The following is a 24,236-nucleotide window of genomic DNA, read 5'->3' as shown; positions in this document are numbered from 1 at the left end:
CGACATAGGCGACCCCTAAAGGGTCCCGATTACCCATCGCCTGGATAATAACGGGCTGGATATCTTCTGGACTCATGCGCTGAATCGATGCCAGGAAGGCCCATTGATCAGGATGAGGCTCAAGCGAGTCGTCTACAAAAACGCTATTGTTTTGGGCCCTGGCCCGCTTTTGTAAAGGGAGCGCGATGAGATTTCCAAAGCCGCCTTTGGGCATATAGTCCTGGTTTGGAAACAGTCGATCATAGGAGCTGAGCGCCAACTGCCGGGTGCGCTCACAGGCATGACTGATGATTGCGGCACCGAGGCGGCGCGCATCGCAGGCAGGAACATTGCGCTCAAAGAAAATCCAGCCATGAGCCCCTTGGCCTGAGCGCGAGATTTCCAGCGCCACCGGGACGTTCAGCTCATGGCATGACTGCACAAAAGCTTTGGAATCATCACGCCATTCGGCCTCATCGAAATCGACCGCCAAAAAATAACAAGTGTCATCAGAGAGTAGGGGGTAGATACCAACGACCACTTCGCCCGCCAGATGGCGATAGACCACCTCATCGGTCAGTGGAAGCAGCTGGCGGTTACCGCAGTCGCCACATTTAATTCGGGGCTTCTCACAAACGCCAGGCCTCCATTCGTTTGCGCAAGCGGGTGCGTATCCTGATTTGCCTGCCTTGCTTTCCCAGCGGATGGGATAAACGTCCGTCCTACCACGAAACAAGCTTCGGAATAGGGCAAGCTTTCCATCAGTATCGAGTTGCTGTGATTGTTCTGCTTGGACAATCGCTATCTTGACTGGCTCAGCAGGCGGGCGCCATTCGATGCCATGAGCATCCAGCAAGGCAACCAATCTTGCATTCTCAGCCCTTAGCTTCGCCACCAGACTAGTGTCTATCACCGCCTTCAGCCTCTACGTCTCAGGTGAAGCCTGTAGCCTCGAGCTACAACCCTCAGTCCATCAGTAAAACATAGAGGTTATCAAACAACAGAGGTTAGGTTCAGGGGCTCAAGAGGTCCGCCCTAATCCCAATCAAATTGTTGGCTGGCTCAATCTGCCAGTTAGGGATACAGAGCGCGCAGTTGCTGGCATTCGGCTAACGTTGGAAATTCCAGGATTTTCCTAGGCGTAGAGTGATCAGGCTTGTGGTCAGCAGGTAGTAGTAGCGTGTCGATTTCGAGTTTGAGTTCATGTGGTGGTTCAAAAACCAAACGAGATGCTTTCTTTGCCATGTCCATGGATTATCTCGGTTCCAGCGTTCAGAAATGGCTGCTTGAATAGTCTTGGCCTGGCGGATGTGACGTTTGCGTGTGGCATGTGCTCCAGTCAGCACCCCAGCCAAGAAGATCTCCATATCGAATGGTTTATTCAAACCCGGCCACCGATGTACGCCGATACCACGTCGATTCGACCATGTCCCAGCTCATAGCTGATTTGTAAGCGTGCCTCTCGATCAAGGCGTGGATCGAGGCGCCTACACCTGCCACCGTTGATGGGCGCTAGGTGATGGGTGATCTGCTCATAGCGTTCGCACGCATAAGCCGCGCGCAGTTCGTGGAAACCTTTGAGATTGTGCTGATGGAGGATGTGTCGGGCGGGGCGGACGATTTCCCGTTGGAAATCGAGGTAGCTCTCGTTCGGTGCCAGCAGGTTGCGGCTACCGTCGGGAGAGACCTGTTCGGCGTACCTGAGCGCTTCGCGAATATGGTCATCCACCCTGATCCAACGAGGCGCGGTTGCGCCGCCGCGGCCACCTTTGGTGCCGTCCTGGATGTTGATTTTGTCGTAGTGTTCGACTTCACGCTTGAGTCGCGGTAGGTCGGCCAGAATCGCCTCACGCAAACGCATGCCGGTGGCACGTGCCAATTGTGCGATGGCAGCGGCACGCGGATGCTGTTCGCGGAGCGCATCGACAGTGAGCATCACTTGCTCGTGATCTTGGCCTTGAGGATTTGTCGTGCGCACGGTGATGCGCTGCGTTCCCAAAGCCTTGCTCGGACTTGGCACTTTCACATATTGATCACCGCGAAGCGCAGCCATGGTCCGATTCACACTGGACAACCGGTTTTGCGCAGTGGCGATGGCCAGCTCACCTCGTTCAACTTGTTGGCGTAGATGTCCGGCGTAGTCCATCAAGGTCTGCCGATCAATCTGCCGCGCATTGTTAAACCCCGGGCCATCCTCCGACCGACACCAGCGCACAAACGCCTGCCAACGATCGCTGTGCGCCTTGACCGTGCCGTAGTGCCCGCTGCCGAATAGGTCTTTCAAGGCCTGCGGACCGGCATAGCTCAGCTGCCGACCATAGCCAAAGTTGCGCCCATCCCGTCTACCGACCAACGCCATGATCAAACTCCTCTCGAAGCCAAACCGTTTGAAGTCTTTCCCCACGTCATCCCGCCAAGAATGCTGAGTGTTATCAGGGATCAAGGCCCCTGCGACCTGTGAGGGTTGTCCACTAACGCGGGACTGGCGGCTCTTTACGACCGGGAGCTTGGGCATCTCATGATCTGACCTCCTGAGCACTTCCAAAGGAGTGGGCGGGTGGAGGCTGCGCTGGCTGACGAGACCAGCGCCGCGAGATCCTGAGTCAGGTGAAGGCAGTGATGCGGTGACCGGGGCATGCCTGACTGTCAGTCAGGTGCAGTCCATTCCGTGGGCTGCGGCACCATCATTTGCATCGCTGTGGCTGGTGACTTCGGTGTTTGTCACGCCGATTGTCACGAGGGGGAATGCCGCAAAGCCTTGTACGAGTTGGGCTGCAGCAGCGGTTGGAGCGCCCGTCTCTTTCCGGGAGAAAGAGACGGGCGCAGGTTGGCGCAAGGAAATGGCCAAGCGGATAGGTTGCTGCAGAGCAGCTATGAAAGGGGATGAGTTGCCGCAGTGGGCAACTGGTAAAAATAGGCATCCATCACATCGCTGTGACCGTGCGAGCCGCCGGACGCTAATCGCACTTTGGGAGAACCACCACAGTGTGGCGTAGCCTTAAAGGTTCTGGCTACCTGGGTTGCTGTCAACGACAGCGTTTGCACGATCTTTTCTACGCTCTCCGATAGACAGGGTCAAGGCTCGACTTTTCGAGAATTCTGCGGCTGCGAATGGCATAAGCCGTCTATGGAAATCCGTGGTTTCTAGAAGACGGTTATGCTGATTTTTAGATTTTTCAAGTGAGGCCCTTCCAAGCAGGGCGGCTTTGCAGCCCTGCTTGGAAGGGCCCGCGTGGAAGGCAAAGCTGTGGAGATTTCACTGACGTGTTAGCGCTGGAATGCGCCACGCTCATCTTCCAAGGCGCTGATGCCACCACCGGCCGAGTTAACTCCGAGAAGCTCCGAAGACTTACGCGACAGAAACTGATTAACCCGCGTATCAAACTGATCCCGCAGGCTCGCCGTAATCCCAGCCCTGAGCGCATCGAGATAATCGGCATACCACTGCATCATGATCCGCCGTTGCGTCAGGTACAGTGCCTGGTTGTACTCCCCAGCAATGCCACCCTCGACATGCGCCAGTTGACTTTCAACATGATCCTTCAGCCACCCATGTTCGCGCAGCAGCGTGCTCGCGGTGTGGCGAACGCCATGGCTCACCATCCGCCCTTTATAGCCAATCTTGGCAAACACCAGATTGATCGTGTTCTCGCTGATGACGGGCCGTTTCTCTCCACTACCCGGAAACAGGTAGCGGCTGCGTCCAGTGCATTGGTGCAGCTTGATCAGCATCGCGATCAGTTGATGGGGCAGGGGACTGACATAGTCCCGGCGCATCTTCATGCGTTCAGCCGGTATGGTCCACGTCCCTTCTTCAAAATCGATTTCATCCCACGTCGCATACCGAACCATGCCGGGTCGGCTCGCCGTCAGTATTGCCATCCACGAAGCAATCCTCGACGGCAACCGGCTGGTGGTCTTGCTCAGTGCCTGAAGAAATTCCGGCAGTTCGCTTTCATGCAAATGCGGATAGTGCTCAGGGGAAGGCGGCGCCAACGCGATGGCATGAAGTTCTGAAGCCGGATTGTGTTCGCACAACCCCCGCGCAATCGCCTGACTGAAAATTTGCTTGAGCCAAGTCCGAGCCTTGTCTGCCACATTGAACGCCCCGCGCTTTTCGATGCTGGCCTGCAACTTCGCGCAGTCGGCGCGAGTAATGTGCTCCAACTGCATCTCGCCGAGTGCCGGTAGCAGATCCTTGTCGAGGTAGTCGCGAATCTTCTTTAGCGTCGCATGGCTGCGGCCGGAGTCGGCCTTGAACTGATACCAGTACTCCGTAGCTCGCCTGAAGGTGTTGAGGCCAGCCTCCCGTTGCTGCTGCTTGTCATCCCGGCGTTTGGCTCCAGGATTGGTTCCTTCCTTGAGCAGCTTGCGGCATTCGGCAGCCCGTTCGCGAGCTTCCTGCAAGGAGATGCTCGGGTAGACGCCCAATGACATGCGCGCCGGGCGACCATGATACGAATAGCGGAAATGCCAGTACTTGTGGCCGTTCGGCTGGACTAGAAGGGCAAGACCCGAACTATCACTCAGCGTGTATTGCTTGTCGGCAGGCTTGGACGCTTTGACTTGCAGGGCAGTGAGGGGCATGGCTGTACACCTCCGGTTCTCGAACTGGAATCTGTACAGAAAATGTACCAAAAAGAGGCTGGCTTGCAAGGGACGGGGATGGAACCCCAGAGACCAAAAAGCCCGCAGTTAGCGGGCTCTAGGGGTGTTGCGTAGACGCTGGTAGGCGTCTATGTACTGCAAATGGTGCCCCGAGGGAGACTCGAACTCCCACTCCTTTCGAAAACGGATTTTGAATCCGCCGCGTCTACCAATTCCGCCATCAGGGCTCAATGGCGGCGAAGTATAGAGAGGTGAATACCGCTGGTCAATCAGGTACATGGAGAATTTTTGATATTTCCGCTAGACTTCCCGGCCCTGCTAGACGAACCCCATCATGCGCGTTGCTGACTTTACCTTCGAGCTCCCTGATTCGCTGATTGCTCGCCATCCTTTGGCCGAGCGTCGCGGTAGTCGCCTGTTGACCCTGGATGGGGTCAGCGGCGCCCTGGCACACCGTCAATTCACTGATTTGCTTGAGCATTTGCGCCCAGGCGATTTGATGGTGTTCAACAATACCCGGGTGATTCCGGCGCGGCTGTTTGGCCAGAAAGCTTCCGGCGGCAAGCTGGAAATTCTGGTGGAGCGGGTGCTCGACAGTCATCGCGTGCTGGCCCATGTGCGTTCCAGCAAATCGCCCAAGCCCGGCTCGAAGATTTTGATCGACGGCGGTGGCGAGGCCGAGATGCTGGCGCGTCACGATGCGTTGTTCGAACTGGGGTTTGCCGAAGAGGTGTTGCCGCTGCTCGACCGCGTCGGGCACATGCCGTTGCCTCCTTATATAGATCGCCCGGATGAAGGCTCGGACCGCGAGCGTTATCAGACGGTGTACGCCCAGCGCCTGGGTGCGGTGGCGGCGCCGACGGCGGGGCTGCATTTTGATCAGCCGCTGATGGAGGCGATTGCCGCCAAGGGCATCGAGACCGCATTCGTGACCTTGCACGTCGGCGCGGGCACGTTCCAGCCGGTGCGCGTGGAGAAGATCGAAGATCACCACATGCACAGCGAATGGCTGGAAGTCGGCCAGGACGTGGTCGATGCCGTTGCGGCCTGCCGCGCTCGCGGCGGTCGTGTGGTGGCCGTGGGGACCACCAGCGTGCGTTCCCTGGAAAGTGCCGCGCGTGATGGCGTGCTCAAGCCGTTCAGTGGCGACACCGATATCTTTATCTACCCGGGCCGGCCGTTTCATGTGGTCGATGCTCTGGTCACCAACTTCCATTTGCCCGAATCCACGCTGTTGATGCTGGTTTCGGCGTTCGCCGGTTATCCCGAGACCATGGCCGCCTATAAAGCCGCCGTCGACAACGAATACCGCTTTTTCAGCTACGGTGATGCGATGTTTATCACCCGTAATCCCGCACCACGTGGCCCTGAGGACAAAGAATGAGTCGCCAAAGTCGTATGTCGTTTGAGTTGCTTGCTACTGACGGCAAGGCGCGTCGCGGTCGTTTGACCTTCCCGCGCGGTACCGTCGAGACCCCGGCCTTCATGCCGGTGGGCACGTACGGTACGGTCAAGGGCATGCTGCCGCGGGATATCGTCGCCACCGGCGCGGAAATCATTCTGGGCAACACTTTCCACTTGTGGTTGCGTCCTGGCACCGAAGTGATCAAGAAGCACGGCGACCTGCACGATTTCATGCAGTGGAAAGGCCCGATCCTGACCGACTCCGGCGGTTTCCAGGTGTTCAGCCTGGGCGCCATGCGCAAGATCAAGGAGGAGGGCGTGACCTTCGCCTCTCCGGTCGACGGCGCCAAAGTGTTCATGGGGCCGGAAGAGTCGATGCAGGTCCAGCGTGACCTGGGCTCGGACATCGTGATGATCTTCGACGAATGCACCCCGTACCCGGCCGACGAAGACGTCGCTCGCGTATCGATGGAGCTGTCGTTGCGCTGGGCTCAGCGTTCGAAAAACGCCCATGGCGACAACACGGCGGCGTTGTTCGGCATCGTGCAGGGCGGCATGCACCAGGATCTGCGCATGCGCTCCCTGGAAGGCCTCGACAAGATCGGTTTCGACGGCCTGGCCATCGGCGGTCTGTCGGTGGGCGAGCCCAAGCACGAGATGATCAAGGTGCTCGATTACCTGCCGGGTCTGATGCCGGCTGACAAACCTCGTTACCTTATGGGCGTTGGCAAACCGGAAGATCTGGTTGAGGGTGTGCGCCGCGGTGTGGACATGTTCGATTGCGTGATGCCAACCCGTAATGCCCGCAACGGGCATCTGTTCATTGATACAGGCGTGCTGAAGATCCGTAACGCGTTCCATCGCCATGATGATTCGCCGCTGGATCCGACCTGCGATTGCTATACCTGCCAGAACTTCTCCCGCGCTTATCTGCATCACCTGGACAAGTGCGGCGAAATGCTGGGAAGCATGCTCAATACCATCCATAACTTGCGCCATTATCAAGTGCTTATGGCTGGTTTGCGCGAGGCTATTCAACAGGGTACATTGGCCGCCTTTGTCGATGCCTTCTACGCCAAACGCGGGTTGCCTGTTCCGCCTTTGGACTGAGTTTTCTGACCCCAAGATTCAACATTTGCAACTGGAGTGCTAAATGAGCTTTTTTATCTCTAATGCCATGGCTGACGCTGCTGCACCTGCGGCAGGCCCGATGGGCGGCGGCTTTGAGTGGATTTTCCTGGTCGGTTTCCTGGTCATCTTCTACCTGATGATCTGGCGTCCACAGGCCAAGCGCGCCAAAGAGCAGAAGAACCTGCTGAGCAGCCTGCAAAAAGGTGACGAAGTTGTGACCACCGGTGGTATCGCCGGCAAAATCACCAAAGTGTCCGACGACTTCGTGGTTCTGGAAGTTTCCGACACCGTTGAAATGAAGTTCCAGAAAGGCGCCATCGCCGCCACGCTGCCAAAAGGCACGCTCAAAGCGATCTAAGTTACAACTTCTACTCAATCGACGGGGCGCGCAAGGCGCCCCGCGTCATAAGCGGGCGGCGTGATGCTGAACAAATACCCTCTGTGGAAATACATTCTGATCCTGGCGGTGCTGGCGGTCGGTCTGATTTATTCCGCTCCCAATCTATATCCTGACGACCCGGCCATTCAGGTCAGCGGTGCAAGCACTGCGCTGCAAGTCAATCAGGCTGATCTGGACCGTGTGAGCACCGCGCTCAAGGAATCCGGGATCAACGTCAAGGCGGCCACGCTGGCGGCAAACGGCAAGGGCGGTCTGATTCGCCTGGTCAAGGCCGAAGACCAGTTGCCAGCCAAAGACGTTGTGCGCAAGGCATTGGGCGATGACTACGTCGTTGCACTGAACCTGGCGCAAACCACCCCGCAATGGCTGCGCAGCCTGGGCGCGCACCCGATGAAGCTGGGTCTGGACTTGTCCGGTGGTGTGCACTTCCTGCTGGAAGTGGACATGGACAAAGCCCTCGACGCACGCCTGAAAGTCTACGAAGGCGATGTGAAGAGCCTGTTGCGCAAAGAGAAACTGCGCTATCGCAGCCTGCCGCAACTGGGCGGTGCCATTCAGCTGGGCTTCACTGATGAAGACTCCCGCGAACAGGCCCGTGCGCTGATCCGCAAGAACTTCAACGATTTCGACATTGTTCCGGCCGACCTCAATGGCCAACCGGTACTGCGTCTGGCGATGACCCCGGCCAAGCTGGCGGAAATCCGCGAATACTCCATCAAGCAGAACTTGACCACGGTACGTAACCGCGTCAACGAGCTGGGTGTTGCCGAACCTATCGTTCAGCGCCAGGGCGCCAACCGCATCGTGGTTGAGCTGCCGGGCGTGCAAGACACCGCAGAAGCCAAGCGTATCCTCGGCAAGACGGCCAACCTGGAGTTCCGTCTGGCGGCTGAGCCTGGCGCTTCGAAAGCCACTTCCGAGGAATTCGAGTTCCGTGAAGGCAAGCGTCCTCCGGCTCTGATCGAGCGTGGCCTGATCATCACCGGCGACCAGGTGACTGACGCCAAGGCCGGCTTCGGCGAGCACGGTACGCCAGAAGTGAACATCCGTCTGGRTGGCCACGGTGGCGAGCTGATGAGTCGTGCGACTCGCAGCAACGTCGGTCGCAGCATGGCGGTGATCTTCATCGAACAGCGTCCGGTCACCACTTACGTCAAGCAAGTGGTCAACGGCGTCGAGAAAGACGTGCCGGTTCAGACGTTCAAGGAAGAGAAGAAGATCATCAGCCTGGCGACCATCCAGTCGCCGCTGGGTGCCCAGTTCCGCATCACTGGCCTGAACGGCCAGGGCGAATCGTCCGAGCTGGCGCTGCTGCTGCGTGCCGGTGGTCTGGCGGCTCCGATGTACTTCGCTGAAGAGCGCACCATTGGCCCAAGCCTGGGTACCGACAACATCACCAAAGGTATCGATGCATCGTTGTGGGGCATGCTGTTTGTCTCGCTGTTCATCATGGCCATCTACCGCTTCTTCGGCCTCATCGCCACCGTTGCGCTGGCAGTGAACATGGTGATGCTGCTGGCCTTGATGTCGCTGCTGGGTGCAACGCTGACCCTGCCGGGTATCGCCGGTATCGTATTGACCATGGGTATGGCGGTCGACGCCAACGTCCTGATCTTCTCGCGGATACGTGAAGAGATCGCGGCCGGCATGACCGTACAACGGGCAATCAACGAAGGCTTCGGCCGGGCATTCACCGCGATTCTCGACGCCAACCTGACAACCTTGTTGGTGGGCGGGATTCTCTTTGCCATGGGCACCGGCCCGGTCAAGGGTTTCGCCGTGACCATGTCCCTCGGGATCTTTACCTCGATGTTCACGGCCATCATGGTGACCCGCGCGATGGTCAACCTGATCTTCGGCGGTCGTGACTTCAAGAAGTTGTGGATTTAAGGGGCTGCCATGTTACGTACAATCAACTTCATGGGCGTTCGCAACTTTGCGTTCGGCGTCACATTGTTCCTTACCGCGCTGGCAATGTTCAGTGTCTTTCATAAGGGCATGAACTGGGGCCTGGACTTCACCGGCGGTACGCTCATCGAGCTGACCTACGAGCGTCCGGCCGATGTCACCAAGGTGCGTGAGCAACTGGCTACAGCCGGTTATCACGAAGCCATCGTGCAGAACTTCGGTGCGACTACCGATCTTCTGGTGCGCATGCCTGGCGAAGATCCGCAACTGGGTCACCAGGTGGCTGAAGCGCTGCAGAAAGTCGGCGGCGACAACCCGGCTCAGGTCAAGCGTGTCGAGTTCGTCGGCCCGCAGGTGGGTGAAGAACTGCGCGACCAGGGCGGCCTCGGCATGCTGATGGCGCTGGGCGGCATCCTGATCTACCTGGCTTTCCGCTTTCAGTGGAAGTTTGCGGTCGGTGCGATCGTGTCCTTGATCCACGACGTGATCGTGACCGTCGGTATCCTGTCGTTCTTCCAGATCACCTTCGACCTGACGGTGCTGGCGGCGGTACTGGCGATCATCGGTTACTCGCTCAACGACACCATCGTGGTATTCGACCGGGTTCGTGAGAACTTCCGCGTCCTGCGCAAGGCCAGCCTGATCGAGAACATCAACATCTCGACCACGCAAACCCTGCTGCGGACCATGGCGACGTCGATCTCCACCTTGCTGGCGATCGCGGCCCTGTTGTTCTTCGGTGGCGACAACCTGTTCGGTTTCTCCATTGCCCTGTTCATCGGTGTTCTGGCGGGTACTTACTCCTCTATCTACATCGCGAACGTGGTGCTGATCTGGCTGAACCTGAACAGCGAAGACCTGATTCCTGTGGCGACGAGCGAGAAGGAAGTCGACGACCGCCCATAACGGTTATCTTTTTCCTGCTGCAAGCCGAGAAGGCGCGAGTGTTGAACTCGCGCCTTTTTTCATGCTCCAAGGCTGGGAGAAGCGCGGGTTTGTCCCGTCTGTTATAGCCAGGAGGTTCATGTGAACAAGTCGTTGCTGGTTGGTGCGGTATTGGGTGCTGTCGGTGTGACTGCCGGTGGTGCTGTTGCCACCTACAAACTGGTTAAAAGCGGCCCTGAGTATGCACAAGTGCTGGCCGTTGAACCGGTCAAGACACAAATCAAGACTCCACGTGAAGTGTGCAAGGACGTTACGGTGACCCGGCAAGCGCCGGTGAAAGACCAACACCAGATCGCCGGTACGGTGGTCGGCGCCCTGGCTGGTGGCCTGTTGGGCAATCAGATCGGCGGCGGTACAGGCAAGAAAATCGCCACAGTGGCCGGTGCGGTCGGCGGCGGTTATGCGGGTAACAAGGTGCAGGAAGGCATGCAGGAGCGTGACACCTACACCACGACTCAGACTCGCTGTAACACGGTCAATGACATCAGCGACAAGGTCGTAGGCTACGACGTTCGTTATTCGCTGGACGGCAAGGAAGGCAAGGTGCGGATGGATCGCGATCCGGGCAATCAGATTCCGGTCGACAAGGATGGCAAGCTGATCCTGGGGCAGAACGAACCGGCCCGGTAATGAGCTGAGCGTCTACTCAAAAAGAAGCATCCCGCAAGGGATGCTTTTTTTGTGCCCGAATTTCATGTGTCACCTTCAACGTGTTATGCAAGACTCTTCATTTTTGCGGCCTTTTGCCCGCCAGTCCTGAGCCCCCATGCCTGCCATCGATCATCCCCTGATAGACCAGTTCCTCGACGCCCTGTGGCTGGAGAAAGGCCTTTCCGATAACACCCGCGATGCCTATCGCAGCGACCTGGCTTTGTTCAACGGCTGGTTGCAGGAGAAGGGCCTGGAGCTGATCAACGCCGGGCGCGAGTTGATCCTCGATCACCTGGCCTGGCGCCTGGAGCAAAACTACAAACCCCGTTCTACGGCGCGATTCCTTTCCGGTGTGCGTGGTTTTTATCGCTATTTACTGCGGGAAAAGCTGATTGCCGTCGATCCGACCCTGCGCGTGGATATGCCGCAACTGGGTAGGCCATTGCCTAAATCCTTGTCGGAAGCCGATGTGGAGGCCTTGCTGGCCGCGCCGGACTTGAGCGAGGCCATCGGTCAGCGTGATCGCGCCATGCTTGAGGTGCTTTACGCGTGTGGCTTGCGGGTGACGGAGCTGATCAGCCTGACGCTGGAACAGGTCAACCTGCGCCAAGGCGTGCTGCGGGTGATGGGCAAGGGCAGCAAGGAACGGCTGGTGCCGATGGGCGAGGAGGCGATTGTCTGGGTCGAGCGTTACATGCGCGATGCCCGTGGCGAGTTGCTGGGCGGGCGTCCCAGCGATGTGCTGTTCCCCAGCCTGCGCGGTGAGCAGATGACCCGCCAGACCTTCTGGCATCGCATCAAGCACCAGGCCAAGGTCGCCGGGATCGGCAAGTCGCTGTCGCCGCATACCTTGCGTCATGCCTTCGCCACGCACCTGCTCAACCACGGTGCCGACCTTCGGGTGGTGCAAATGTTGCTCGGCCACAGCGATCTCTCCACCACCCAGATCTATACTCACGTCGCCCGGGCGCGCTTGCAGGATCTGCATGCCAAGCATCACCCCAGAGGCTAATCAATGCGGGATGGTTACAAACCCTGTGGCGAGGGGGCTTGCCCCCCATTCGGCTGCGCAGCAGTCGTCAAGCCTCACGCCTCGGTCCATATGTCGGATAGGGATCGCCAAAGAGGGGCTGCTTCGCAACCCAACGGGGGCAAGCCCCCTCGCCACACGGGCCTTATGTGGTAGGCTTTGCCGGTTTGCACGATGGGCGGTTATGACCCGGTGTTTCGGCACGGGCGTTCTGATCGTCCCATTTGTCCGCCTTCAGGAGTTCTCATGCGTCTGACCCAGATTTTCGCCGCTGCAGCCATTGCGTTGGTCAGCACCTTTGCCGTCGCCGATGACGCGGCCGACCAAGCCATTCGTAAAAGCCTGGAAAACCTCCAGCTCGACGTGCCGGTCGAAACCATCACCGCCAGCCCGCTGCCAGGTCTGTACGAAGTCAAGCTCAAGGGCAGCCGCGTGCTTTACGCCAGCGCCGACGGCCAATACGTGGTTCAGGGCTACCTGTTCCAGCTCAAGGACGGTAAACCGGTCAACCTGACCGAGAAGACCGAACGCCTGGGCATTGCCAAACTGATCAATGGCATTCCTGTGGCTGAAACCGTGGTCTACCCGGCCATCGGCGAAACCAAGTCGCACATCACCGTGTTCACCGACACCACTTGCCCGTATTGCCACAAGCTGCACGCCGAAGTGCCTGAGCTGAACAAACGCGGCATCGAAGTGCGTTATGTTGCGTTCCCGCGCCAGGGCCTGGGCTCGCCGGGTGACGAGCAACTGCAAGCCGTGTGGTGTTCGAAAGACAAGAAAGCCGCCATGGACAAAATGGTCGATGGCAAGGAAATCAAGGCCGCCAAGTGCGATAACCCGGTGTCCAAGCAGTTTGCCCTCGGTCAGTCGATTGGCGTGAACGGTACACCGGCCATCGTTTTGGCTGACGGTCAGGTCATTCCGGGCTACCAGCCTGCGCCACAAGTCGCCAAACTGGCACTGGGCGCGAAGTAAATTCGCATCGTCACGGCCAGCCTTTGACGAGCGTGGTCCGGCGGCAGCATTTGCCGGGCCATCAATAGAGAGCCGCGAACCTGCGGCTGTTTTCACGGCCGGCCTCGAGTCGGCCGTTTTATGGGGAGTTCACAGTGAAACCGGTCAAAGTAGGCATCTGTGGGTTAGGGACCGTCGGTGGCGGTACCTTCAACGTACTTCAGCGCAACGCCGAGGAAATTGCTCGTCGTGCCGGGCGTGGAATCGAAGTGGCACAAATTGCCATGCGCACGCCAAAGCCTCAGTTCCAGACGACCGGTATTGCGATTACCAACGATGTCTTCGAAGTGGCCACGAACCCTGAGATCGACATCGTCATAGAGCTGATGGGCGGCTATACCGTTGCCCGCGAGCTGGTACTCAAGGCCATCGAGAATGGCAAGCATGTGGTCACCGCGAACAAGGCACTGATTGCCGTTCACGGTAATGAAATTTTCGCCAAGGCTCGCGAGAAGGGCGTGATCGTTGCGTTCGAAGCGGCCGTGGCCGGCGGCATTCCGGTGATCAAGGCGATCCGTGAAGGCCTGTCCGCCAACCGTATCAACTGGGTGGCCGGCATCATCAACGGCACCGGTAACTTCATCCTTACCGAAATGCGTGAAAAAGGCCGGACCTTCGAAGACGTGCTGGCCGAAGCGCAGGCCCTGGGTTACGCCGAAGCCGACCCGACGTTCGACGTCGAAGGCATCGACGCCGCCCACAAGCTGACGATCCTGGCGTCCATCGCGTTCGGCATTCCGCTGCAATTCGACAAGGCCTACACCGAAGGCATCACCAAGCTGACCACCGCTGACGTGAACTACGCCGAAGCGCTGGGCTATCGCATCAAGCACCTGGGCGTGGCGCGCAGCACCGCGGCCGGTATCGAGTTGCGCGTGCACCCGACGCTGATCCCGGCCGATCGCCTGATCGCCAACGTCAACGGCGTGATGAACGCGGTGATGGTCAACGGTGATGCTGCCGGTTCGACTCTGTTCTACGGTGCTGGCGCCGGTATGGAACCGACCGCTTCGTCGGTAATCGCCGATCTGGTGGACGTGGTTCGCGCCATGACCTCCGACCCGGAAAACCGTGTACCGCACCTGGCCTTCCAGCCGGATTCGCTGTCGGCCCACCCGATCCTGCCGATCGAAGCCTGCGAAAGCGCTTACTACCTGCGCATTCAGGCCAAGGACCATCCGGGCGTGTTGGCCCAGGTGGCGAGCATCCTGTCGGAGCGCGGCATCAACATCGAATCGATCATGCAGAAGGAAGTCGAGGAACACGACGGCCTGGTGCCGATGATCCTGCTGACCCATCGCGTGCTGGAACAGCACATCAACGATGCGATCGCTGCCCTGGAAGCCTTGGCGGGCGTGGTCGGTCCGGTTGTACGGATCCGCGTCGAGCACCTGAACTAAGCCGTTATCGTTCACCGGGCCCGCACGCGGGCCCGGCATTGCGAACACTGTCCATTGGAGTCAGTCATGCGTTACATCAGTACCCGCGGCCAGGCACCGGCCCTGAATTTCGAAGACGTCCTGCTGGCCGGTCTAGCCACCGACGGCGGTCTGTACGTCCCGGAAAACCTGCCACGTTTCACTCAGGAAGAAATCGCTTCCTGGGCCGGCCTGCCGTATCACGAACTGGCCTTCCGGGTGATGCGCCCGTTCGTCACCGGCAGCATCCCCGATGCCGATTTCAAAAAGATTCTTGAAGAAACGTACGGCGTGTTTTCCCACAACGCCGTTGCGCCGTTGCGTCAGCTGAACAGCAACGAATGGGTGCTGGAGCTGTTCCACGGCCCGACCCTGGCGTTCAAGGACTTCGCCCTGCAACTGCTCGGTCGCCTGCTCGACTATGTGCTGGAAAAGCGCGGTGAGCGCGTGGTGATCGTCGGCGCTACCTCCGGTGACACCGGTTCGGCGGCCATCGAAGGCTGCAAGCATTGCGAAAACGTCGACATCTTCATCCTGCACCCACACAACCGCGTGTCCGAAGTGCAGCGTCGCCAGATGACCACCATCTTCGGCGAGAACATCCATAACATCGCCATCGAAGGCAACTTCGATGACTGCCAGGAAATGGTCAAGGCGAGCTTCGCCGACCAGAGCTTCCTCAAGGGCACTCGCCTGGTAGCGGTGAACTCGATCAACTGGGCGCGGATCATGGCCCAGATCGTTTACTACTTCCACGCAGCCCTGCAACTGGGTGGCCCGGCGCGTTCGGTATCGTTCTCGGTGCCGACCGGCAACTTCGGCGATATCTTCGCCGGTTACCTGGCGCGCAACATGGGCCTGCCGATCAACCAGTTGATCGTCGCCACCAACCGCAACGACATCCTGCACCGCTTCATGAGCGGCAATCAGTACGTCAAGGAAACCCTGCACGCCACGCTGTCGCCGTCCATGGACATCATGGTCTCGTCGAACTTCGAACGCCTGCTGTTCGACCTGCACGGTCGCAACGGCGCGGCGATTGCCGGTTTGATGGACACCTTCAAGCAGGGCGGCGGTTTCAGCGTCGAGCAGGAACGCTGGACCGAGGCGCGCAAGCTGTTCGATTCGCTGGCCGTGGATGACGCCCAAACCTGCGAAACCATTGCCGAAGTCTTCGAGCAAACCGGCGAGCTGCTGGACCCGCACACCGCCATCGGCGTGAAGGCCGCGCGCGAATGCCGTCGCAGCCTGGATATCCCGATGGTGATCCTGGGCACGGCTCATCCGGTCAAATTCCCGGACGCGGTGGAAAAAGCCGGTGTAGGAAAAGCACTCGAACTACCTGCACATCTTTCTGATTTGTTTGAGCGAGACGAGCGTTGCACCGTGTTGCCGAATGACCTGAAAGCCGTGCAGGCCTTTGTCAGTCAGCATGGCAACCGCGGCAAGCCACTGTAACCGGTAAAAGCTGTCACATTTTGAAGCCCGTCTCCTGACGGGCTTTCTCATTTCTGCATGCCACACTTGTCGGGTTTCGTAAATGAAGAGCCGCCCATGAAGGGCGGGCGAGACGATCACCAAGGAAGTGGCAATGCTGTTTTTTAGAGGGTTTAAACCAGCTGCGTGCTGGATATTTCTGGTCGGCGCCATGAGCGTTGCTCAATGGGGGCTGGCGGCGCAATTGGCGGCTTATGAGCCCCGGGGGGCGGTCGCCGAGGCCGCTATCGGGCTAGACGCTCAGGAGCTGCAATGGATTGCGGAACATCCGACGGTCACCGTCGCGTCGGCGCAGTACCCGTTGTATCTGTTCAAGGATGAGCATGGACACTGGAGCGGGTTGAACAACGATGTGCTCAACCGCATCAGCGCCATGACAGGGCTGAAGTTCCTCCATGAAGAGACGTTTTCCACCGATCAATTGCTGGAGCGGCTGGAAAGCGGCGCGGCAGACATTAGCACCACACTGGCAATGAGTGAGGAGCGCAAGGAGTTCCTGGATTTCAGTCATGCGTTCGGTGGTGCGGGCTGGGTGTTCGTCGGGCGAGCGGGCGCGCCAGCGGTGCAATCCATGCAGCAGCTGTCGAAAAGAGTACTGGTGCTGCCAGCCCGGCATGCGCTGGAGGCGACCATTCGTCGCGACTATCCGTCCATCGAGCTGCGTTCGGTCAAAACCTACGCCGAGGCCAGGGCGCTGGTCGAAAGCGGCGAAGCCTACGCCACCATCGAGAATGAAACCGGGGCGCAGCTCTATCCGTCAGGGCAGCTCAAGGTGGGCGATACGGTGGAGGGTAAATGGGAAGCTGATCATCTGGCGCTACGCAAAGGGCAGCCGCAATTGTTGAGCATCCTCAACAAGGCGCTCGAAGCGTTTCCGCCTGCCGAATTACGCGCGATTCGCTTGAAGTGGCTCGATGGCATTGTTCCCGTACAGACACCTTCGACCTGGCAGCAAATAACCGAATGGGGCTGTTGGAGCGTTTTTTTCGCCAGTGTTTTTGCGCTGCTATCCCTGCTGTGGAACCGGCGACTCACGGTGTTGATCCAGCAACGTCGGGACGCGGAAAAAGATCTCAATGACCAGCTCGCCTTCCAGCATGCCTTGATAGACGCCATGCCCGATCCGATGTTCGTGCGTGATCTGGAGGGGCGCTTGATCATGTGCAACAAGAGTTATGAAGAGGGGTTGTCGACCCGTTTCGACCAGATTCAGGGGCGTCGACTGATCGAACTCGATGTCTTGCCCAAAGAAACCGCCGAGCAACTGCACGCCGAGTTCATGGCCCAGCTCGGTACGCGCAAGACCCGCTTCAGCGAACGTCAGTTGATGTTCAAGGACGGCGTCAGGGACATCTATCAGTGGACGGTGCCGTTTTACAGTGCCGACGGTCAATTGCGAGGACTGCTGGGCGGATGGACCGATCTGGCCAAGCGGACAAGGCAGGCGTAAAGCGCAATGCCTGTAGCAGCTGCCGAGCCTGCGAGGCTGCGTTCGGCTGCGCAGCAGTCGTAAAACCTGCTTGCAAGGTCTGACTGAAGCACCGCGTGGCCTGGATTCACGACTGCTGCGCAGCCGAACGCAGCCTTCGGCAGCTGCTACAAGGAATGCGTCTCGGGTRAAAGGGTTTAAACGCGGCTGTTTTTTTACTGTCATCTTTTCCGGGCATGCTTTATCCACCAGAGGCGCCGGTGCGCCTGCCGTTGGAATCCAGAACTTTCTTCTCGGGCCTGGGGTCATTTACTGTGGATACGCCCCAGGCACTTTGTTTGCGGACTATTGAGTGGTGATCGAGATGGAAAGTATCAGTCTATTGCTCGGCGAGGCTCTGAGCCCGTACCAAGTCACGTTGACCCCATCGGGTGCCCATGGCGAATGCCTGGTGACGCTCAAGAGTGCGACCGGCGCTATCGTGGTCGAACGGCTGTTCAATCAGGCCCAGTTAACCGATAAACGTCTGCTGACGGATGTCGTCGACGGCTTGCACCGTGACGTGCTGATCGCTGAAGGACGCCTGGAGCCCTGTGTTATCGCGGCGTTGCGCAATGCTGCTCAGGACAAGCGCCTGGCCAGCCGAAATTGAAGTGTTTTTTGTGGGAACCTTCCTGCGCCAAGGTCAGTCAGACCATGTGACGGCAGGATCAAGCATTGTGCTCCGGTGCTTGTAGCTTGCTGCTACGGGTCTGTAATACAGGCCACGTTTAACCCCGAGTTGTCTCCCCACTTCTCGGGGTTTCTTTTTGCCTGCGATTTGTCATTGCGTGGCCTGATGCTCGAAAAAGGCCTTGGTTTCTTCCAGGTAATTCTTGCGTCTTTGCGGGTCGAGCCAGTCGGCATACAACGGGTCCAGGTGCTCGCGGGGCAGGGCGCGCAATAGTCGGTTGATTTCACTGATCGCCTGTCGACCCAGGGGCGTATTCGAGCAACCGATGTACACGGGCATGTAGTTGCCCGTGCCTTTGACCGGGTAGAACTCCAGTTGCTCATCGGCCAGGTTTTCCTGATGGGCCTGATAGCGGATTTCCGGCCAGTAACCCAATACCACCTGCAAACGACCCAAGCGTTGCATCTGCAGCAGGCTGCCGAGGGCGTCATTGCCATAGTGGGGCGTCAGCGCGCCGGCTGGCGCCTGTTGCAGCAGTGTGTCGAGGAACTCACCGTAACGGCGCTCGGCGATCACACCGACTTTCTGTCGACCGCTGGCCAACAGGGCCGCCAGATCGACTTCACCGTTGGAAAGAAACGGCTCCAGCACCGACCGATCTTCACGTCGGATCACCAGCCCATTGCTGACCACCCGGAAGGCCGGAATGGAATACGTGATCCACTGTTCGCGCTCCCTGCTCCAGACCAGCGAGGGGTCGCAGGTAAAGGATTCTTCGTGAAGCATCTGCATGCCGCGGGCGCGATTGACCCGTATCAGGGTATGTTCGTACTGCGGCATACCGGCGATCAGCAGGGGCATCAGTTGGTCAATGACGCCCTGGCCTTTTTTCGGGCCTTCGAAGATCGTCAGTGGCGGCAGGTCGCGCAACAGCCAGAACAAATGCTCCTTAGGTTGCGCCAGGGCCGGGGATATCAGGCCCGACAACAGCCCGAGCGCCGCCAGCAGGCGCCCGATGCCGGCGTAATCGAGGACAGATGAAAGCAGGCGATTCAGCTTAGATGGCCCCGTCTTCACGCAGTCGTGCGATCTGTGCCGGGTCGTAGCCCAGATCGTGGAGGACTTGCGCATTGTGTTCACCCAACTGCGGCCCGACCCATTCCGAGGTGCCGGGTGTCTCGGAAAGCTTCGGTACGATGCCGGGCATCTTGAAGTCCTTGCCGTCGGGCAGCTTGGCTTGCAGGAACATTTCCCGGGCCAGGTATTGCGGATCGCTGAACATGTCTTCGGCGCTGAAGATCCGGCTGGCGGGAACGTCGGCCTGGTTCAATTGCTCGATCACCGCGTCCAGTGGCAGTGAGTTGACCCAGCGATCGATCACCCCGTAAATCTCGTCGCGACGGCTGTCACGCCCGTCGTTGCTGGCCAGCACTGGGTCGTTGGCCAGATCCTCGCGGCCGATGATCAGCATGAATCGCTTGAAGATCGCATCGCCGTTGGCGCYGATCTGCACGTGTTTGCCATCGGCGCTGGTGTGGATGGAGGAGGGTGTGATGCCCGGCATGATGTTGCCGGTGCGTTCGCGGATGAAGCCGAACACATCGAACTCCGGGACCATGCTTTCCATCATGGCGAAGATCGCTTCATACAGCGCCACGTCCACCACTTGCCCCAAACCGCCGTTGACCTCGCGATGACGCAAGGCCATCAGTGCGCCGATCACGCCCCAGAGCGCGGCAATCGAGTCGCCGATGGAAATCCCGGTGCGCACTGGCGGCCGGTCCTCGAACCCGGTGATGTAGCGCAGGCCACCCATGGACTCACCGACCGCACCGAAGCCCGGCTGATCTTTCATGGGGCCGGTCTGGCCAAAGCCCGAGAGCCGCACCATCACCAGTTTCGGGTTCAGTGCGTGCAAGACTTCCCAGCCCAGGCCGAGCTTTTCCAGCACGCCGGGGCGAAAATTCTCAATCAGGATGTCCGCTTCACTGAGCAGCTGTTTCAGGATCGCCAGGCCATCGGGGTGTTTCAGGTTCAGGGTCAGGGATTTCTTGTTGCGCGCCTGAACGAACCACCACAGCGAGGTGCCTTCATACAACTTGCGCCATTTGCGCAACGGATCACCGCCGTCCGGTGACTCGATCTTGATCACTTCGGCGCCGAATTCGCCGCAAATACGCGAGGCAAACGGCCCGGCAATCAACGTACCCAATTCGATGACTTTCAGACCCGAGAGCGGTTTATTGGAGAACGGCATGCGAAATCCTGTAGGACAAAGGCTGAGCGAATACAGCGTTTTATCATAGGCCGACATCCATCGCCCAAAGTTGATTCGCCTTCAATTCGTTGATTGCCCTCTTGCATCGGTTAGACTTGCCGCCTTTCCCCGTATCAAGAAGCCCGTTCATGGCCCAGCCGTCCACGACCTACAAGTTTGAACTGAACCTCACCGACCTCGACCGCAGCGTCTACGAGAACGTGAAGCAGACCATCGCCCGTCACCCTTCGGAAACCGAAGAGCGCATGACCGTGCGGCTGCTGGCCTACGCCTTCTGGTACAACGAGCAGCTGTCTTTTGGCCGCGGTCTGTCAGACGTGGATGAGCCGGCGCTGTGGGAAAAGAGCCTGGACGACCGTGTCCTGCACTGGATCGAAGTCGGCCAGCCAGACGCCGACCGCCTGACCTGGTGCTCGCGCCGCACCGAACGCACCAGCCTGCTGGCCTACGGCAGCCTGCGTGTCTGGGAAGGCAAAGTGATCCCGGCGATCAAGACCCTGAAAAACGTCAACATCGCCGCCGTGCCCCAGGAAGTGCTGGAAACCCTGGCCAAGGACATGCCGCGCGTTATCAAGTGGGACGTGATGATCAGCGAAGGAACGATTTTCGTCACCGACGACCGTGGTCAGCACGAAGTCCAGTTGCAATGGCTGGCCGGCGAACGCGGCTGATTATTCGCCGCTTGGCCGCGTCACCCGGTTTTATCCTACGTATTCAAGAGAAGCACCTGTCACCCCATGCGCATCGAACCTCGCCTGTTGCCCGACACCCTGCCATTCCTCGGTGATATTCCACCGCTGCTGACCCGCCTTTACGCGGCGCGGGGCGTGCAGTCCGAGGCTGAACTGGACAAGAGCCTGGCGCGGCTGATTCCGTYCCAGCAGCTCAAGGGCATCGAGGCGGCGGTGGATTTGCTGGTAACGGCGCTGGAGCAGCGTCAGCGGATTCTGATCGTTGGCGACTTCGATGCCGATGGCGCGACGGCCRGTACCGTGGGCATGTTGGGGTTACGTCTGTTGGGCGCGGCGCATGTCGACTATCTGGTGCCAAACCGCTTCGAGTACGGCTACGGCCTGACCCCGGAAATCGTCGAAGTGGCGCTGACCCGCGAGCCGCAGTTGCTGATCACCGTGGACAATGGCATTTCCAGCGTCGAAGGCGTGGCAGCGGCGAAAAAGGCCGGACTCAAGGTGCTGGTCACCGATCACCACTTGCCCGGCGACGAGCTGCCGTTGGCCGATGCCATCGTCAATCCGAACCAGCCGGGTTGCGAGTTCCCGAGCAAAGCCCTGGCCGGTGTCGGGGTGATTTTCTATGTACTGATGGCCCTGCGCGCGCGCCTGCGCAGCCTGGGCTGGTACGAGAGCAAGCCGCAGCCGAACATTGGCGAATTGCTCGACCTGGTGGCGCTGGGCAGCGTCGCCGACGTGGTGCCGCTGGATGCCAACAACCGGATTCTGGTGCATCAGGGCCTGGAGCGAATTCGCGCCGGGCGTGCGCGGCCGGGGATCAAGGCGATCCTTGAAGTGGCCAAGCGTGATCATTCGCGCATCACCTCCACTGACCTGGGCTTTATCCTCGGCCCGCGTCTGAACGCGGCAGGGCGGCTGGATGACATGAGCCTGGGCATCGAGTGCCTGCTCACCGAAGACGCTGGCGCTGCCCGTGAAATGGCGGCTCAGCTGGATGGCATGAACCAGGACCGTAAATCCATCGAGCAGGGCATGCAGCGCGAGGCGCTGGCTCAGCTCAAGGATCTGCCGGTGGAATCGATGCCGTTCGGTCTGTGCCTGTTTGATCCCGAGTGGCACCAGGGGGTGATCGGTATCCTCGCCTCGCGTATGAAAGAGCGCTATTTCCGTCCGACTATCGCCTTTGCCGATGCTGGCGATGGCTTGCTCAAGGGCTCGGGGCGTTCGGTTCAGGGCTTTCACATTCGCGATGCCTTGAGCGTGGTCGCGGCGCAACATCCGAACCTGATCAGCAAATACGGCGGCCACGCCATGGCGGCCGGCCTGACCTTGCCGGAAGCGAATTTTCCGTTGTTCGCGCAAGCCTTCGACGCCGAAGTGCGCAGGCAAATGCGTGAAGAAGACCTGACCGGGCGACTGCTGTCGGACGGCACCCTGGCGGTCGAGGAGTTTCACCTGGAACTGGCCCGCGCCCTGCGCCACGCCGGGCCTTGGGGGCAACACTTTCCGGAGCCGTTGTTTCACGGGGTGTTCCAGTTGGTCGAGCAACGAGTCGTTGGCGAGCGGCACCTCAAAGTGGTGCTCAAGAGTGAATGCGGCTCGGTGAAGCTGGATGGCATCGCCTTCGGGATCGACCGGGACATCTGGCCGAATCCGACCATCAAGTGGGTCGAATTGGCCTACAAACTCGACCTCAACGAGTTTCGTGGGAACGAGACTGTGCAGTTGATGATTGCCCACATCGAACCGCGATAATGTCTAACTGCTGTTGTGGTTTTGGTTTGACCTCAAATTGGCGGTGTTTCATTTCTTGAACCCTCCCTGATCCCGCGATGTCGACTAGGCTCTAAGCACTGCTTGATTATCCTTGTGACGTCTTGTCGAATTTTTTGCCCGCGGGGGCGGGTGCTGCACCTTTTTCCTGTCACTCGTCGACTATTCAAACAGAACCCTGGAGCCTGCCCACTGATTTGAGAGGTGCCCCATGAGTCTGCTGCTTGAACCCTATACCCTTCGTCAATTGACCCTGCTTAACCGCATCGCGGTGTCACCGATGTGCCAGTACTCCAGCGTCGATGGGCTGGCTAATGACTGGCATCTGGTCCATCTCGGCAGCCGCGCGATCGGCGGCGCAGGTCTGGTATTCACCGAAGCCACGGCGGTCACCGCCGATGGGCGTATCACCGCCCAGGACCTAGGTCTCTGGAATGATCAACAGATCGAACCCTTGCAACGTATTACGCGTTTCATTGCCGCTCAGGGCGCCGTTGCCGGCATCCAGCTGGCCCATGCCGGGCGCAAGGCCAGCACGCATCGGCCGTGGCTGGGCAAGCATGGCAGCGTCAAACCGGAAGATGGCGGCTGGATTCCGGTCGGCCCTTCGCCGATCGCTTTCGACCCCCAGCACACACCACCCAAGCAGCTTAATGAAAGTGAGATCGCCGAGGTCGTCCAGGCTTTCGTCGATTCGGCCAAACGGGCGTTGATCGCCGGTTTCAAAGTGGTCGAAGTGCACGCCGCCCATGGGTATCTGCTGCATCAATTTCTTTCGCCCTTGAGCAATCAACGGCGCGATCAGTACGGTGGCTCATTCGAGAATCGTATTCGGCTGGTGCTGCAAGTCACCGAAGCGGTGCGGGCCGTGTGGCCTGAAGAGTTACCGGTGTTTGTGCGGGTTTCGGCCACCGACTGGGTGGAGGATGGCTGGAACCCCGACGAAACCGTGGAGCTGGCGCGACGCCTGAAAGACCTGGGTGTGGATCTGATTGATGTTTCGTCAGGTGGTACGGCGGTGAACGCCGAGATTCCTACAGGGCCCGGTTATCAGACCCGATTTGCTGAGCGGGTACGTAAAGAGTCGGGCATTGCCACCGGCACGGTAGGCATGATCACCGAGCCAGCCCAGGCCGAGCATATTCTGCGTACCTGTCAGGCCGACATCATCTTCCTCGCCCGGGAGTTGTTGCGTGATCCGTATTGGCCGCTGCATGCCGATGACGATCTGGGTGGGCACAAGGCGATCTGGCCGGCGCAATACCAACGGGCCACTCATCGTGACCAGCCGATTCATGAATCGGATTTGCGTGACTGAAGGCCGCTGTAAAAACGAAAAGCCCCGGTCGGGTTGACCGGGGCTTTTTGATTTCTGGTTCGGGATATTGGGCGGTTGTTCGGCC

The 24,236-nt window shown here is 59.1% G+C and carries 21 protein-coding genes and 1 tRNA gene; 15 read left to right on the top strand and 7 right to left on the bottom strand.

Annotated features, from left to right (window positions below):
- From AC1DIS_RS17030 to AC1DIS_RS17010, 5 genes are all read right to left on the bottom strand, one after another.
- Positions 1–892 (bottom strand): TOTE conflict system archaeo-eukaryotic primase domain-containing protein (locus AC1DIS_RS17030; protein WP_477780986.1); only part of this gene is annotated, 892 nt, incomplete at its 3' end.
- A gap of 196 nt (positions 893–1,088) precedes the next feature.
- Positions 1,089–1,364 (bottom strand): hypothetical protein, encoded by a 276-nt coding sequence (locus AC1DIS_RS17025; protein ID WP_477748806.1) that lies wholly within the window; start codon positions 1,362–1,364, stop codon positions 1,089–1,091.
- Positions 1,361–2,338 (bottom strand): integrase domain-containing protein, encoded by a 978-nt coding sequence (locus AC1DIS_RS17020; RefSeq protein ID WP_477748807.1) that lies wholly within the window; start codon positions 2,336–2,338, stop codon positions 1,361–1,363. The genes AC1DIS_RS17025 and AC1DIS_RS17020 overlap by 4 nt, the downstream gene beginning before the upstream one ends.
- A 908-nt stretch (positions 2,339–3,246) precedes the next feature.
- Complete coding sequence (locus AC1DIS_RS17015) at positions 3,247–4,566, bottom strand: tyrosine-type recombinase/integrase (RefSeq protein ID WP_477748808.1); 1,320 nt, start codon at positions 4,564–4,566, stop codon at positions 3,247–3,249.
- A gap of 163 nt (positions 4,567–4,729) precedes the next feature.
- Positions 4,730–4,814 (bottom strand) — tRNA-Leu (locus AC1DIS_RS17010).
- A 107-nt stretch (positions 4,815–4,921) separates the two neighbouring features.
- Here AC1DIS_RS17010 and queA point away from each other — a divergent pair.
- The 12 genes from queA to AC1DIS_RS16950 all read left to right on the top strand — a co-directional run bounded on the left by queA (position 4,922) and on the right by AC1DIS_RS16950 (position 18,069).
- Positions 4,922–5,971, top strand: a complete 1,050-nt coding sequence (gene queA, locus AC1DIS_RS17005; RefSeq protein WP_019651853.1) for a tRNA preQ1(34) S-adenosylmethionine ribosyltransferase-isomerase QueA — start codon at positions 4,922–4,924, stop codon at positions 5,969–5,971.
- A 14-nt stretch (positions 5,972–5,985) separates the two neighbouring features.
- Positions 5,986–7,101: a tRNA guanosine(34) transglycosylase Tgt gene (gene tgt, locus AC1DIS_RS17000; protein WP_018926708.1), complete on the top strand. Its 1,116-nt coding sequence runs from the start codon at positions 5,986–5,988 to the stop codon at positions 7,099–7,101.
- Positions 7,102–7,144: 43 nt separating this feature from the next.
- Positions 7,145–7,480 carry a preprotein translocase subunit YajC gene (gene yajC, locus AC1DIS_RS16995; protein WP_007934009.1) on the top strand — a complete coding sequence of 112 codons (336 nt, stop codon included), beginning with the start codon at positions 7,145–7,147 and terminating at the stop codon, positions 7,478–7,480.
- A 63-nt stretch (positions 7,481–7,543) separates the two neighbouring features.
- Positions 7,544–9,412, top strand: coding sequence for a protein translocase subunit SecD (secD, locus tag AC1DIS_RS16990; RefSeq protein WP_477780985.1), 1,869 nt, complete (start codon positions 7,544–7,546; stop codon positions 9,410–9,412).
- A gap of 9 nt (positions 9,413–9,421) precedes the next feature.
- The gene (gene secF, locus AC1DIS_RS16985; RefSeq protein ID WP_018926706.1) at positions 9,422–10,336 is read left to right on the top strand and encodes a protein translocase subunit SecF; all 915 of its coding nucleotides are present in this window, start codon (positions 9,422–9,424) and stop codon (positions 10,334–10,336) included.
- A 120-nt stretch (positions 10,337–10,456) separates the two neighbouring features.
- Positions 10,457–11,005 carry a glycine zipper 2TM domain-containing protein gene (locus tag AC1DIS_RS16980; RefSeq protein WP_018926705.1) on the top strand — a complete coding sequence of 183 codons (549 nt, stop codon included), beginning with the start codon at positions 10,457–10,459 and terminating at the stop codon, positions 11,003–11,005.
- A gap of 136 nt (positions 11,006–11,141) precedes the next feature.
- The gene (gene xerD, locus AC1DIS_RS16975) at positions 11,142–12,038 is read left to right on the top strand and encodes a site-specific tyrosine recombinase XerD (protein ID WP_019651849.1); all 897 of its coding nucleotides are present in this window, start codon (positions 11,142–11,144) and stop codon (positions 12,036–12,038) included.
- 264 nt (positions 12,039–12,302) lie between these two features.
- Entirely contained in the window at positions 12,303–13,034 is a 732-nt protein-coding gene (locus AC1DIS_RS16970) for a DsbC family protein (protein WP_018926704.1), read from the top strand.
- 134 nt (positions 13,035–13,168) lie between these two features.
- Complete coding sequence (locus tag AC1DIS_RS16965; RefSeq protein ID WP_018926703.1) at positions 13,169–14,473, top strand: homoserine dehydrogenase; 1,305 nt, start codon at positions 13,169–13,171, stop codon at positions 14,471–14,473.
- 66 nt (positions 14,474–14,539) lie between these two features.
- On the top strand, positions 14,540–15,949 hold the full coding sequence (thrC, locus tag AC1DIS_RS16960) for a threonine synthase (RefSeq protein ID WP_019651847.1): 1,410 nt from the start codon (positions 14,540–14,542) through the stop codon (positions 15,947–15,949).
- Between the two features lie 133 nt (positions 15,950–16,082).
- Positions 16,083–17,438: a transporter substrate-binding domain-containing protein gene (locus AC1DIS_RS16955; RefSeq protein ID WP_477744502.1), complete on the top strand. Its 1,356-nt coding sequence runs from the start codon at positions 16,083–16,085 to the stop codon at positions 17,436–17,438.
- 343 nt (positions 17,439–17,781) lie between these two features.
- A complete protein-coding gene (locus AC1DIS_RS16950; protein WP_019581629.1) occupies positions 17,782–18,069 on the top strand; it encodes a DUF3509 domain-containing protein in 288 nt (95 codons plus the stop codon).
- A 171-nt stretch (positions 18,070–18,240) separates the two neighbouring features.
- Here AC1DIS_RS16950 and AC1DIS_RS16945 read toward each other — a convergent pair whose 3' ends face one another.
- On the bottom strand, positions 18,241–19,167 hold the full coding sequence (locus AC1DIS_RS16945) for a TIGR02285 family protein (protein WP_477744503.1): 927 nt from the start codon (positions 19,165–19,167) through the stop codon (positions 18,241–18,243).
- Positions 19,148–20,347, bottom strand: coding sequence for a CaiB/BaiF CoA transferase family protein (locus AC1DIS_RS16940; protein WP_477780984.1), 1,200 nt, complete (start codon positions 20,345–20,347; stop codon positions 19,148–19,150). The genes AC1DIS_RS16945 and AC1DIS_RS16940 overlap by 20 nt, the downstream gene beginning before the upstream one ends.
- A 149-nt stretch (positions 20,348–20,496) precedes the next feature.
- On the opposite strand from AC1DIS_RS16940, the gene AC1DIS_RS16935 reads away from it, so the two are divergent.
- From AC1DIS_RS16935 to AC1DIS_RS16925, 3 genes are all read left to right on the top strand, one after another.
- Complete coding sequence (locus AC1DIS_RS16935; protein WP_007940622.1) at positions 20,497–21,039, top strand: YaeQ family protein; 543 nt, start codon at positions 20,497–20,499, stop codon at positions 21,037–21,039.
- A 66-nt stretch (positions 21,040–21,105) separates the two neighbouring features.
- Positions 21,106–22,815, top strand: coding sequence for a single-stranded-DNA-specific exonuclease RecJ (gene recJ / locus AC1DIS_RS16930; protein WP_477780983.1), 1,710 nt, complete (start codon positions 21,106–21,108; stop codon positions 22,813–22,815).
- 229 nt (positions 22,816–23,044) lie between these two features.
- Positions 23,045–24,151: an NADH:flavin oxidoreductase/NADH oxidase gene (locus AC1DIS_RS16925; protein WP_018926696.1), complete on the top strand. Its 1,107-nt coding sequence runs from the start codon at positions 23,045–23,047 to the stop codon at positions 24,149–24,151.
- The last annotated feature ends 85 nt before the right edge of the window (positions 24,152–24,236 follow it).

The sequence above is a fragment of the Pseudomonas sp. 05N433 genome (assembly GCF_056396925.1).
Note: the sequence above shows the minus strand (reverse complement) of the source record. Positions and strands in the feature narration are given on the sequence as shown.